This window comes from Solidesulfovibrio sp. (assembly GCF_029978005.1).
Lineage (GTDB): Bacteria > Desulfobacterota > Desulfovibrionia > Desulfovibrionales > Desulfovibrionaceae > Solidesulfovibrio.
In genome coordinates this window covers 72,564-85,494 of the sequence record NZ_JARKOZ010000046.1, presented here as the reverse complement: position 1 = coordinate 85,494, position 12,931 = coordinate 72,564, and the positions used below count along the sequence as shown (strand labels likewise).

12 protein-coding genes are annotated in these 12,931 nt (G+C 66.6%); 1 reads left to right on the top strand and 11 read right to left on the bottom strand.

The features are described from left to right. Position 1: 1 nt before the first annotated feature. Positions 2-1,252 carry a (Fe-S)-binding protein gene (locus tag Q1K70_RS05160; protein WP_300156557.1) on the top strand — a complete coding sequence of 417 codons (1,251 nt, stop codon included), beginning with the start codon at positions 2-4 and terminating at the stop codon, positions 1,250-1,252. A gap of 91 nt (positions 1,253-1,343) precedes the next feature. On the opposite strand, the gene Q1K70_RS05155 is transcribed toward Q1K70_RS05160, so the two are convergent. The 11 genes from Q1K70_RS05155 to Q1K70_RS05105 form a co-directional block, all read right to left on the bottom strand. Beyond that, positions 1,344-2,168 carry a glycosyltransferase gene (locus Q1K70_RS05155; protein ID WP_300156555.1) on the bottom strand — a complete coding sequence of 275 codons (825 nt, stop codon included), beginning with the start codon at positions 2,166-2,168 and terminating at the stop codon, positions 1,344-1,346. A gap of 38 nt (positions 2,169-2,206) precedes the next feature. Beyond that, the gene (locus tag Q1K70_RS05150; RefSeq protein WP_300156553.1) at positions 2,207-3,274 is read right to left on the bottom strand and encodes a glycosyltransferase; all 1,068 of its coding nucleotides are present in this window, start codon (positions 3,272-3,274) and stop codon (positions 2,207-2,209) included. 10 nt (positions 3,275-3,284) lie between these two features. After that, positions 3,285-4,028, bottom strand: coding sequence for an SDR family oxidoreductase (locus Q1K70_RS05145; RefSeq protein ID WP_300156551.1), 744 nt, complete (start codon positions 4,026-4,028; stop codon positions 3,285-3,287). After that, positions 4,025-4,966: a phosphoglycerate dehydrogenase gene (locus Q1K70_RS05140; RefSeq protein ID WP_300156549.1), complete on the bottom strand. Its 942-nt coding sequence runs from the start codon at positions 4,964-4,966 to the stop codon at positions 4,025-4,027. The genes Q1K70_RS05145 and Q1K70_RS05140 overlap by 4 nt, the downstream gene beginning before the upstream one ends. Beyond that, the gene (locus Q1K70_RS05135; protein ID WP_300156547.1) at positions 4,963-5,658 is read right to left on the bottom strand and encodes an acylneuraminate cytidylyltransferase family protein; all 696 of its coding nucleotides are present in this window, start codon (positions 5,656-5,658) and stop codon (positions 4,963-4,965) included. Before Q1K70_RS05135 ends, Q1K70_RS05140 begins: the two co-directional genes overlap by 4 nt. 98 nt (positions 5,659-5,756) lie before the next feature. Next, positions 5,757-6,728, bottom strand: a complete 972-nt coding sequence (locus Q1K70_RS05130) for a glycosyltransferase (protein ID WP_300156545.1) — start codon at positions 6,726-6,728, stop codon at positions 5,757-5,759. Positions 6,729-7,229: 501 nt separating this feature from the next. Further along, positions 7,230-8,126: a radical SAM/SPASM domain-containing protein gene (locus tag Q1K70_RS05125; protein WP_300156543.1), complete on the bottom strand. Its 897-nt coding sequence runs from the start codon at positions 8,124-8,126 to the stop codon at positions 7,230-7,232. Positions 8,127-8,167: 41 nt separating this feature from the next. Next, positions 8,168-8,902 (bottom strand): FkbM family methyltransferase, encoded by a 735-nt coding sequence (locus Q1K70_RS05120; RefSeq protein ID WP_300156541.1) that lies wholly within the window; start codon positions 8,900-8,902, stop codon positions 8,168-8,170. A 60-nt stretch (positions 8,903-8,962) separates the two neighbouring features. Continuing rightward, positions 8,963-9,898, bottom strand: coding sequence for a class I SAM-dependent methyltransferase (locus Q1K70_RS05115; protein WP_300156538.1), 936 nt, complete (start codon positions 9,896-9,898; stop codon positions 8,963-8,965). Next, positions 9,895-10,575 (bottom strand): class I SAM-dependent methyltransferase, encoded by a 681-nt coding sequence (locus tag Q1K70_RS05110; protein ID WP_300156536.1) that lies wholly within the window; start codon positions 10,573-10,575, stop codon positions 9,895-9,897. Before Q1K70_RS05110 ends, Q1K70_RS05115 begins: the two co-directional genes overlap by 4 nt. Before the next feature lie 40 nt (positions 10,576-10,615). After that, on the bottom strand, positions 10,616-12,928 hold the full coding sequence (locus tag Q1K70_RS05105; protein ID WP_300156535.1) for a hypothetical protein: 2,313 nt from the start codon (positions 12,926-12,928) through the stop codon (positions 10,616-10,618). Positions 12,929-12,931: the final 3 nt, after the last annotated feature.

Here is a 12,931-nt window from a genome sequence, read left to right as displayed (position 1 = left end):
CATGGAAGCCTCGGTCCGCGACGAACTGCTGCGTCTTTTCGGCTCCAAGCTCACGCGGGAGATGGTCCTGAACCTCGAGACCTGCTCCCGGTGCGGCCTGTGCACCCCGGCCTGCCACGCCTACGCCTCCCTGTCCCAGCCCCGCTACGCCCCGGCCTACCGGGCCGAGGTGGTGCGGCGCGTCTACAAACGCCATTTCACCGCCCAGGGCCGCCTGCTGCCCGCGCTCGGCGAGGCCAAGCCCCTCACCGACGCCGCCCTGGAGGAACTGCGCGAGGCGGCCTATTCCTGCACCGGCTGCCGGCGCTGCATGGTCTGCTGTCCCTTCGGCGTCGACACCCAGCAGATCCTGTCCATCGCCAAGCTCCTGCTCGTCGGGGCCCAGGCCGAGCCGGAGATACTGGCCATGCTGGCCGACGTGTCCATCGCCAAGGGCGAGAACATCGACGCCCTCAAGGCGGGATTCCTGGAAGGCGTCAAGCGCCTGGAAGCCAAGGTGGTGGAGCGCTGGCGGGTCCAAGCCGGCGCGACGCCCATCCCCACGGAAGTGGAAGGCGCGGACATGCTCTACGTGGCCCTGGCCGGAGCCCATTCCATCATCCCGGCCGCGGCCGTGTTCAACGCCGCCGGCGAGAACTGGAGCCTGAGCTTTTTCGAGGCCGTCAACTTCGGTGCGTTCGTGGGCGACCCGGCCAAGACCAGGCGCATCCTGGACCGCATCGTCCACGAGGCCAGGCGGCTCGGCGTCAAGGAGGTCTGCATCTGCGAATGCGGCACGGCCGTGCGCGTGGCCAAGCAGCTTTCGGGCGGGCAACCCTTCCGGGTGGTCAGCCTGACCGAGGTCCACGCCCGCTACCTGCGGGAAGGACGCATCCGGGTCAAAAAACTCCCGGGCTCCTTCACCTACCACGATCCCTGCCAGATCGCCCGCAACGGCGGCGTCTACGACGAGCCGCGCCTGATCCTCGGCAGCATCGTGGAGGACTTCCGGGAGATGTCGCCGGACCCCAGGTACAACTGGTGCTGCGGCGGCGGAGGGGGGCTCGTGGCCATGGGCGAGGAGACCCTCGATTTCCGCATGCGCTCGTCCCGGGTCAAGGCCGACCAGATGCGCGAGAGCGGCGCGGACGTCGTGGTCACGGCCTGCGAGAACTGCCACACGCAACTGGACAACATCAATACGCACTACGGCCTGGGCAAGGACGTCAAGTTCCTGTCCTCGCTGCTGGCCGAGGCCTTGACCGATCGGTGACGCGGGGAGACGGCCGCAGACGCATGCGTCCTTGCCGGCCTGGGCCGTCGCCGGAAAGGAGCGCGGCGCGGGACGGGGCCGCCGGCCCCGGTCAACCGCCGGCCCGAGGGTTCGCCCCGGGCCCGGCGAGATGTTCCCTCGCCTTGACCACCAGCCGGGAGGACTCCCGATAGAGCCTGCTCATGCCTTCCGGGCTGTGGTTGTGGACCAGCCTGTCCTTGTCGTGGGTGCGCACGCTGACCAGCACCCGGGGCACGTGGACGAACCTGGCTCCGCCCATGGCGAAGCGGAGATACATGTCGTGGTCCTGGACCGTGTAGGCGGGATCGTAATAACCGAAAGCGTCGTGCAGTTCCCTTTTGTACAGCTTGGCCACGCCGCAAAAATACCAGTCGCAGAAACAGGCTGCGAACGAGTAGTCCGGCAGGACGAACCGCCGCAGGATGCGGCCGTCGTCGTCGATCACCTGCTGGTCGCCGTAGGCGAAGTCGGCGTCGGCGTCGCGCATCGCCTGGCTGAGCTCCCGGACCATGCCCGGCAAAAGGACGTCGTCCGAGGCGATGAAGGTGCAAAGCCGGCCCGTCGCGGCGCGCACCCCGGTGTTGAGCGCCTCGGACAGCCCCTTGTTCGTCTCGTGGCGGATGACCGTGAGCGTCCTTCCCCGCGTCTCGTAGCGCCGGGTGCGGGTCCTTTCCACGACATCCGCCGCTTCGTCGTAGCGCGAGGCGAAGGAGGTCATGTCGTTTTCGACGCCCTGTCGGTACGCTTCGAGGACCTCGCGCGTGTCGTCGCGGGAGCCGTCGTCGACCACGATGATCTCCAGGTCGCCGTATTCCTGGAACCAGATGGCGTCGAGGCAGATGGGGAGGTATTTCGCCTGATTGTAGGTGGGCACGATGATGCTGACGAGTTCCATGGCTGACTCCTGACTGGTTGTGTCGCCCCGGCGTCGCCTCAAAAGACCAGCCGCGCCGTCAGCCGCTGCGACGCGTCCCGCAGCTGCGGCTCGGACAGCGCGGCCAGGGCCGGCATGGGCTCCGGAAACGCCCGCCGCAACGGGGCGCGGACCGCGTCGCCGGCCTCCGGGTCCAGGCGCAACGTCGCCTCGATGCGCGAAAGGAAATACGCGGCGGTGTCCGACGCCTCCCTGGCGGCGGCCCGCTCCCCGGCCAGGCGGTCCAGCATGTCCCGGATGGGGCCGCCGAGGCCTTCGGCCGGCCCGGGCTGGCGCGCCGCGAGGCGGCTTCGGGTCAGCAGGCATCCGGCCAGGCAGCCGAGGAGGCCTTCCGGGCGGCGGGCGGCCGGAAAATCCGTGCGCCGCAGGGCCTCGGCCACGCGGTGGTGCAGGATGGCGTCGTGGGCGTGCTGCCGGTCGAGATTTCGCGACATGCTGCCGGGGTGGCGGCGGTAGGCGACCCGGCCGTCGGGATTGCAGACCGGCGCTTCGCCGGCCACGGCGAGCCGCAGCCACAGGTCGTGATCCTCGCAGGCGGCCAGGCCGGCGTCGAAGCCGCCGCAGCCCTCCACGGCCTCGCGCCTGACCATGAACGCATGGGGCGGCGCGATGTTGAAGTGGCACAGGTGGGCGTCCAGGGCTTCCCGGAAAAGCCGCCATTCCCCGGTCGGCCGCGGCTGTCCCCGGGCGTCGAGGGTTTCGAAGAAATGGCTGCGGCAAACGGCCATGGCCTTTCGCCCGTCCTCCCGCAGCGCCCGCAGCTGCGACGCGAGCACGCCCGGCAGCAGCAGGTCGTCGGCGTCGAGAAAGACGACGTAGCGGCCCCGCGCCCTGGCCAGCCCGGCGTTTCGCGCCGCGCTGAGCCCCTTGTTCTCCTGGCTGACGACGACGACGTCGCGGCCGTGCCGCCTCAGGACGTCGGCCGTGTCGTCGGTGGAGCCGTCGTCCACCACCACGACCTCGCAGGACACGTCCCGCTGCTCCAGGGCGCTGCGGATGGCGTCCGGAAGGAAGCGCCCGTAGTTGTAGGCCGCGATGACGACGGAAATGCGATCGGCGCAGGGCACGGCGCGGCCCTCACTCGGTGGCCAGCTTGCACAAACAGCCCCCGTCCACGACGAGCCCCTGGCCGGTCATGAAGGAGGACTTCGCCGGATCGGCCAGGAAGACCACGGCCTGGGCGATCTCCTCGGGCCTGCCGACGCGCCCCAGGGGGTGGCGCCGGGCCAACTCGGCCAGGGGGTCGGCCGCCCCGTGCAGGTCGCGCTCGAGGCCCCTTCGCAGCATCGGCGTGTCCACGGCCCCGGGCAGCACGGCATTGGCCCGTATGCCCCTGGCCGCGAACTCCAGGGCCATGGTGCGCGTGAGGCCGAGCAACGCGGCCTTGCTGGCGGCGTAGGCCCCGATCTCGCGGGAAGTGGCCTGGGCGTGGACCGAGGCGATGTTGACGATGGCCCCGCCGGCCAGGCCCAGGGCGTCGAGCAGGGCGACGCTCAACTGGAAGGGGGCGAGAAGGTTGGTGGCCAGCACGGCCTGAAATTCCGCCGGCGAGGTCCGCTCCAGGGGCTTGGCGACCTGCAGGGCCGCGTTGTTGACCAGGCAGACCAGGCCGGCATCCTCCCCGGCCAGGAGTTGCGCGGCGGCCCGGACCCCCGCGCCCTCCTGGGCCAGGTCGCACGTCCCGAAGCCCGCGAAGGCGGCTTGGCCGGCGGGGGGGACCATGTCCAGGCCGTAGACCCGCAGCCCCTCCCGGGCCAGGGCCTCGGCGCAGGCCAGGCCGATCCCCCCGGCCGCGCCGGTCACCAGGGCCGCGCCCTTCACTTCCCGCCCTCCAGCACGCCAAGCAGGCTGTCGATGGTGCGACGGTGGATCTTTTCCCAATACAGGCTGCTGGAATTGGCGTTGTGCGGCGACATGAGCACGTTGTCCATAGCCAGCAGCGGGCTGTCCGCGGGCAGCGGCTCCTGCTCGAACACGTCCAGGGCCGCCCCGGCGATCCTGCCCGAGGCCAGGGCCCGGACCAGGGCCTGCTCGTCCACCACCGGCCCGCGGCTGGTGTTGATGAGCACCGCGCCCGGGCGCATGCGCTCGAACCGGGCGTCGTTCATGAGATGGAAGCTCGTGGGGTTGAGGTCCGTGTGCAGGGACACGAAATCCGCCTGTTCGAGCAGGACGTCGAGGCCGGTGGGGCAAAGGCCGGTCTCTTCCACGAAGGCGGCGGGAATCTCCCTGATGTCGTGGCCGAGGACCCGCATGCCCAGGGGCCGCACGGCGCGCGTGACGGCCTTGCCCGTGTCGCCCACGCCGATGACGCCCAGGGTGCACTCGGCCAGGACCCGGCCCGGCAGCTTCTGCCAGCGGCCCCTGTGCATGTCCGCGTTGCCGGCGACGATCTGCCTGGTGAAGGCGAGGACGAAGCCGAGCACGGTTTCCGCCACGGGCACGCTGAAGGCGTCGGGCGTGCGGCGGATGGCCACACCCCGTTCGCGGCAGGCCGCGGCGTCCAGGGAATCCACGCCGGTCCCCCATTTGGACAGGACCTTGAGCCGGGGCGAGGCCTCGATGACCCGGCGGGTGAAGCGGTCGTCGCCGCACATCACGCCGTCGATCTCCGCCATCAGGGGCAGCAGTTCCTCCTCCTCGAGGCGTTCGGACACCGGGGGCACGACCAGGGCGACGCCCCGGGCTTCGAGTTCGCCGCGGAAGCGGTCGAGAACGGGCTGCAGATAGGGGGCGGTCACAAGCACTTTCCATTTCATGAGCGAGCACCTTCGGCTTGGGTTGCGCGATAGACCGACTCGGCCAGGCGGAAATCGAATTCCTCATCGATGTCCATGGCTTCCCAGGCGGGAATTTCGAAGAGCATCGGCCGGCGGCCGATGCGGTTCCCGCACTGGCGCAGGGAGGCGGCGGAAAAGAGGTACAGGTTCGAATTCTCCTCGTAGACCGGCTCGAGGTCCTGGGTGCGCAGAAGCACCGCGGGATCGTGGTTGAGCGGGCGGCCGGCGGCGTCCCACAGCCGGACGTGCCTTGCCGTGACGGAAAAGAGGGAATCGTGCCCGGGCAGGGCGGCCAGGAAGGCGTCCACGGCCTTGGCGATGGTTTGCGGCCGCAGCAGCGGATTGGTGCTGTGGGTCTGGAGGTAGTAGTGCCCGGCCACCTGGGAGACGTCGTGCAGCAGGATGCTGTTCATGGGCACCTCGCCGCCGAGCAGCTCGCGCGGGCGCTTTAGCAGCGTCACCTCCGGGAAATGCCGGGCCGCGTCCGCGAAGATGAAGGGGCTGTCGGTGTCGATGACGACGCGGCTGACGCGTCCGCAGTCCAAAAGTGCGCGCACGATGTGATGGTACAGGGGGGCTCCCCCGAAATCACGGTAGTTTTTTCCGGGCACCCGTTCGCTGTCGTGGCGCATGGGCACCAGGGCCACGATTTCGGGAAAAGGGCTTGGCATCGACGATCCTCCTCCATCCGCCGGGACGGGCCGCGAGGCATTCCCGACCCCGGCCCGCTTCCGGGCCGGCGTTTGGCGCGATCCATGGCCCGGCCGGGTCAGGACGCCGTCTTCTCGTTGAAATGCTCGGGATAGGCGACGCATCCCTCCCGCTTCGCCCCGACCGAGCGGGACCGGCCCTCTTCGGGGGGGGCGGGATAATAAAAGCGGCGCTTGAGCAGATCGGATACGGGCTCGGTCTGGCCCATCCCCCGGTAGGCGCCCCAGAACTGCATGAGGCGAAACGACATGATCTCCGGGACATGGCGCAGCAGGCTCCCCTCGGCCAGGGCGCTGCGGCAGTCGCTGGCCACGTTGCCGACGTAGAGACGGCAGAAGTCCCAGGCGGTCAGCCGCGTCTGGGGGTAGATGCGGCGGTAGGCGATGGCCTCGCGGCGATAACGGTTGCGCACCGTGGCGTAGCGCTCTTCGTGGACATGGACGATCTCGGCCGCGGCGACGTAGGCGATCCTGCCCCCCCGCTCCACGGCGCGCTTGGCGAAGTCGAGATCTTCGAGGCCGGTGAGGCTTTCGTCGAAGCGCAGGGCCTGCCAGGCCTCGCGGCGCAGGGCGCTGTTGGCGTTGTTGCAGAAGGGGTGGGTCTGGTCGGCCTGGTCCCGGTCGGGATACCAGGCCTTGAATATCCGGCGCTCGGAGAAGCTGCTGCGGGCGTTGCCCCGCTGCTTGCCGTAGGCGATGACCGTGTCGGGATCGGCCAGGGGCTTAAGCAGGCATTCGAGCCAGTTGCGGTAGACCGGATAGGCGTGGGCGCTGACGAAGACCAGGGCGTCGCCCCGCGCGGCCGCGGCTCCGATGTTGCACGAACGGCCGAAGGAAAAGTCCTGGGGAGCCAGGCAGTGGATCGCCACGCCGTGGCGCTCGAGGATGCCGAGCGTCCCGTCCGTGGAGCCCGAGTCCACGGCCAGCACCTCGAAATCCCGCATGGTCTGCTGGGAAATGCCGTAGAGCAGCCGGTCGAGATGCCTGGCCTCGTTGTAGCAGCGGATGATGATGGAGCAGCGCACGGCCATGGCACTCCTATCGCCTCGCCTGCACGGCGGCGGCCCGGGGCAAGCCTTCGGGGCCGCGGCCCGCCGTGGGGTCGATGCCCGCCCCGCGGTCCCGCAAGGCCGGGACGGCGGCGCGGGAACGGGCGTTGTGCGGGCGGTTCATGTCGTCCTCGCTGGAAGCGGTTTCCTCTTGCACGCGGACAGTGTCCAGCGCCTCCTATCAAAGTCCGTGCCGCAAAGGCGGATCGCCCGGACGGCGGCGCGTGGGCCCGTCGCGGGGCCTCCCCGCCCCGCCAAAGCCTTATCGGCGAAATCCCAGGAAAATTGAGGGGTCCCGAGCCGCAAAACCGAAAAATGCCCCGGGCCGTTCCCGGGACGTCCGGCCGGGCGCGGCCGGACGCTCCTCCCCCGGCGGCGTCAGATTGCCGACAACGGCGCGCGCCGGCAAGGCCTTCCGCCCACCCGGCGCGGATCGACGGCGCGCCGCCCCGGAGCGGGGCTCGTCCCGGCGGCCGCCATCGCTCATCCCCCGGGGCTGATGCAGCGCTTGCAGATGAAGTCCGGGGGGGAGGCCTCCCTGCCCGCGATCCTGGCCAAAAGCGCGCCGAAGGCCGGACCGGCCAGGATCGCGTCCAGGTCCTCCCGGGCGATGTCCCCGAAGACCGTTTCCCGGTGGTAATCCATGCAGCAAAGGATGAGTTCGCCCGTGTACAGGAAGTGCAGCCAGCCTTGCGGCCTCGGGCAGGAAAACCCGGCCAGGTCCGTGCGCACGGGGGCCTTGAGCCGGATGGGGCGGCTGCGGATGGTGCCGGCCCGGTCGTGGTAGCGGATCCAGTTGATGCCCGGCCTGTTGCGGATGCCGTGGCGGCGCAGCTGTTCTTCCCAGAAGGCCTTGTAGGCCTGCTCGGTGAAGGTGAAGTCGTGGGTCAGGTCCGGGTGCTGGGGCAGCCCCGCGCCCCGGATGATGACCCGGAGCGGCAGCTCGTCCGAGAGCTTGAGGAGCCCCACGACGTTTTCCAGGCACCGCTCGTAGTCGAGGCCCATGACGCCTTGGTGGGTGCGCTTGTCCACCCCGTGGAAGCTGACCCAGATTTCGTGCTTGACGTCCGCGAAGAGCTCGCCGAGCCGGGCCGCGGCCGCCGCGTCGAGGGACAGGGCGTTGGTCGAGAATTCCAGGGAGTCGAAGCGCAGCCGTTCCTTGATCGCCCGGATGCGCCGGAAGATGTCCGGATCGAGCAGGGGCTCGTTTTCGAGGTAGGCGCACACCTTGCCCAGGCGGCGGCCGGAAAGCTGGTCCAGGATGCGGTCGAAGACCGCCTCGGTCATGCGGCCGGGGTGCTTCTTGTGCCAGCTGTCCCCGTAGGGGCAGATGATGCATTTGCCCGAACAGGCGGACGTGGTCTGGATCTGGATGTTCATGGCCCGGAAAAACTCCTTGGCGCGAGGCCGCGGACGCGGTCTCAGTGCCTGCGGGGCGGCGTCGGTTTGAGATAGGTTCTGGTGGCAAGCGCGCTCAGGGGCGTGATCTCGAGCCCCTGGCAGGAGAACATGCCGTACCCATGGCGACGCAGAAGTTCGTGGACCCGCCGCTCCCCCTCGGGGTGGCAGGATCGCACATAGGCGGGATGGTATTCCAGGAAAAGTTCCGCCCGGCCCGCGGCCAGGACGCGCTCCATGCCCTGCAAGGCGAACACCTCGGCCCCCTCGATGTCCATCTTGACGAGATCGACGGCATCCGGGGCGTCCGGAAAACAGTCGTCCAAGGCCACGGCTGCGACCTCGAAGCTTTCGGAGGCGACCGAAACGGCGCTCTGCGAAAGGGCGGCGTCGAGGGTGCAGGAATGGTCGACGGACTCCTTGTACATCCGAATGGTCCTCGCCCTGTCCGCCACGGCGAAGGGAAGCACCGAGACCTCGGCATGGGGCTCAAAAGCCTGCTGCAGCGCCAGATGGCGCTCGGGCTCGGGCTCGAACAGAAAGAGGCGCTTCGGGTCGGGCATATGGGCCAGGGCCAGCCAGGCGTAAAATCCGAACTCGGCGCCCGCGTCCACGAAGCAATGGGAGCGCCGCGCCGCTTCGACGAACTTTTCCGTAAAACTCTCGTGCCGGAAAGAGCCCCGCCACGCATCGGAAAGGACCTGCTCCCTGATGCCGGCCACCGCTTCGGCCGCGATGGCGTATTTGGCGTCATCCATGGGCCTCGCCTCCGGATCCGGACGACGTTCCCCGCGACGGCGCGACGTCCCGGCGCGCCCTCACCGTGCGTCCTCCCGGCGCATCCAAAAGCTCCCGCCGCCCAATCCCAAGGCCCAGCCGGGAAAAACCCGGCGCATCGCCTCGGGATGCCGGCGTCCCATGTAGCCGACGGCGAAGCGCGGGCGGTACAGCCGGTTGCCGACGAGAAACGCCTGGAGCAGGTATTGCTCGGACCAGAAGAACTGCATCTGCCTGGTCCAGGTCTCGGGATAGTCGTAGGGCAGGAAGATGTCGTGCACGTGCACCCAGACCCCCGGGGCGAGCCGGGGCAGGATCTCCAGGAAGAGCCTGTTGACGTCGCTGCCGATGCGGGCCACGTGGGTGGAATCGATGAAAAGGATGTCCCCCTCGCCGAGGGAGGCGAACAGTTCCGGCTCGACCTCCTGCACCGGACGCCGCTCCAGCCGGCCGACGCCCTCCAGAGCCCGGGCCAGGAAGGGCCGGGGATAGGGCTCGACGCACACGATCTCGCCCGAGCCGTTGCGGCGCACGGCCTTGGCGGTGACCAGGGTCGTGTAGCCGCCTCCCACCTCGACGATGCGGCGCGGCCGAAGCTCCCGGACGAGGGCGTGCAGGATGAAGGGGTCGGCTCCGGACACCTGGTCGTTTTCGAACGAGAACTCCAGGTCGTCGCCGGTCCCCTTCAGGGGAAAAGCCGAAAAATCCTCGTGGTATTTGGCAAAAATCGTCTCGAGCAATTCCAGTTGTCCCGGCTCGTCCATGTCCACGCCGGGCATGTCCGAGGGCGTGGTCCAGGTTTGGGGGGGCAGCTTGGACGTATCGGGCACAGGGGAATAGAAATGCACGGGCGTGATGTGCAGGCCGCATTCCTGGGCCAGGGCGAAGTGCTCCCGGGCGGACGGCACATTGCCGAAATAGGGCTTCAGAGCGTCGAGAAGCGCGAGCAGGCGCTCCCGGTCGTCGGTCCCGGTCATTTGCCCTCCGTGTCGTAGATCGGGGCCAGCATCCCCAGAACGGGTTCCGGAAGATAGGGCACGGCCTGGGGCGTGATCTGGCTGTGCAGAACCGTATAGGCCTGCTTGGCCCACCACTTCTCCACAAAGGGCGCTTCCAGGCGGAAGAAGGATGTTCCGTAGATATCCCAGACGAGCCGCCATTCCGGCTCCACGCTCAAGAAGGTTTTGAGCACCTGCCCGGTCCATATCTGGGTGTCGTCGATGATGAGCAGGCCGCCGACCTTCATGCGCCTGGCGATGTAGTACCAGTCGAGGAAGGGGATGGGGAAGGCGTGTTCTCCGTCGATGAGCGCGATGTCGAACCCCGATTCCGGCATGGCGGGCAAAAATTCCTGGGACGGCACGTTGTGCAGGTGCAAGCGGCTGCGGTCGATGCCCTTGTCGTCCAGGAAGGCGGTGAGGGTTTCCACGAGGTACGGTTCCGGAAAGACGGCGTGGTGCTCGGCCCCGGACAGCACGAAGGCCACGGAGGACAGGCCGGCCCCTGTTTCGATGGTCTTGGCGTCCGGTCCGGAATGCTTGGCGATATAGCGCAAGACGGAATCGCTCACGCCCCAGTTGGCATGGCTGCCGTCGCCATGGCGGTGCAGGTTCGGCCTCGTGGCGATCAGTTGCTCCTGGGTAAATGCGGTCATGTCTCCTCCCGGAACTTGTCGAAGCGATTTCACGATGCGATCAGACGTGCCCGGCCTTGGCGCCGTTTCCGGCGAGCGGCCCCGCGGAGGCGGCAGACGCCTCTGCGTGCCCCGCCTGCGCCAAGGCGACGGCCTCCCCTTGCGGCATGGCCCCGAGCAACTGATCGAAAGAATAGAAGAACGCCCGCTCGGCGATCTCGCAGGCGAGCCGCGCCAAAGCGGCGTAATGCCCAGGGTCCGCAGTCGAACCCAGCAGCAGGCAGACCGTGAAGGCCTTGGCCCCGAGAGGGGGAGCGATGGCCCCCTTGTCGCGCACGTAGTCGAACGTGCCCCCGGGCATGGCGAAAATCGATTCGAAGCCGAGTTTTCGCGCGATATCCGGCTGCGTCGTCACCAACCCGAAGGCCTGCCGCAGCAGAGGCGGCAAAGCGTCGCAGACATAGTTGCAAAAGACCCAGGGACAAGCCCGGATGATGCAGATCCTTTGGGCGCCCGCGAACAGTCGTTTCAGGTCCGGCAACCGCGAAGGGGGAAAAACCTGCGCCAGGATCTTGTTCGCTTCGGCTTCCTGGCCATCCTCGAACAGGCTGACGGCGAGTTCCTTGGCGTAGAGGCGGAGCCCCTCGCCGGTTTCCCCAGGCAGCCTGGCCCGCAAATGGTCGATGGCGTGCCGATGGAGATCGAGTTTTCTGCAAAGCACGATATCGAGCTGCTCCAGCTTGTCGGCCTGCGTCAGTCGCTTGAGGTGCCTTTCCCGCGCGACGCCAGTCGCCCCCGCGCGGAGCAGAAGCGTGCAGATATCAAGCTCCAACGCGGGGTTGTGCAGATTGTAGTCGGTTTCGAGGTCAAAGGGCAGTTCTCGAAGGGCCGCGACGGCCCGGGCGGCGTCCTGGTCGTCGAGCAGACACCGGGCAAGGGCGACCGCCACAGGTTTGCCGATCCACGCATGACGCAGGCGGCGGGCGGCGGACTCCAGCAGGGAGATGGATTCTTTTCGATGCCCGCAGTTGGCGAGAAGGGCGCAAGATTTGATCACAATATCCGGAGAGAGGCCGTCCACCTCGACGGCCTTGAGAGCATATTTCACGACATTTTCTTGATCGTCCAGAGAGAAATACGCTTCCGCCTTGAGTAAATAAACTAGCGCTTTCTTTTTATCATCATAATTGTTCTCGGAAGCACCAAGGAACATTATCGCGCCATTGGCGTCTGCGCACTCGATAAGCGCCATGCAGTAGGTCTTCAAAAGGGATTCCGTGAACCATTTCAGATTCTGCACGCCAATCCGCAGTCTCTCCAGAGCACTTGTTTTATTGCCGAATTTTTTATCCCATTGGTAGACGCACATTATATATCTGCAATAATGCTGCTGCAGCACCAGGTTGACTTCAAACGGCGGCTTCGGAATATTGCTTCCGATCTGCCGGAGACAATCCTGGGATTGCTCCTCGAGCCCCTGGTCGAGATAAAACTCGAAAAGATCGAACAACAGCAAGCCCGGAAACTTTCGATTTCCTTCCAGGAGCCGGGCCTGCGCTTCGTCCATCTTGTTCAATCGGCGCAGCGTCTGGGCTTCGAAGCGATATATGGTCCACCAGTCGCCGGAACTTTGACGTTTCGCCGCAGCGTTTTGCCGCTGCGCCTCCAGGTCTGCATCCCAGACATCGGAGCAGATATCCCGCAAGGCGCTGCCGACGCCTGCCTGCTGCTGCGCTGCCGACGCCTGCCGGACGTCGTGCGCCGTCCGTTCCAGGAAAAACCGCTCTGCCCAGGCATAGAGCTCCTGATCTTCCCGATTGAATCGATCGAATTGCTCAATGAATTCTTCCGGCAATTTCTCCATATGCAGCGTATTGACGTTCTTTCTGGATGAAAGCGCGAGATTGCGCCCGATCCGCTGATTGAAATACCCTATCGATGCGTCGAAATATTTGGTCAGGCCGAAGGAAATGTGCGGCTGCGACAACGTCGCCTTGGCACGATCGAGATCGCCCTGGCCAAACCAATAAACATATGTATTGTTGAAATACTCCGTGAGCAGAAAAGAAACCATGTCGGCTTTGGAATAATACGTCCGCCTTACATAGTTATACAACGATGTAAACCGGGACAGAGGATCTCGCAAGAACGTCAATATATGATGATCAGGAAACCTATCCAGTTGATACAGTCCCCCGACTGCGAAATGCCCTGCGAAGCACCATTCACCGCTCAGGCTTGTCGGCACTTTACAAAACGAATGATACTCACCCATCTCTATATATCTATCTTTGAATTCCTGTCGCAGCATGCCTTTGAACGTACTGCCGCCACTTTTATCGACATGATCAAAGACGGTGACTTTTGCATCCATAAA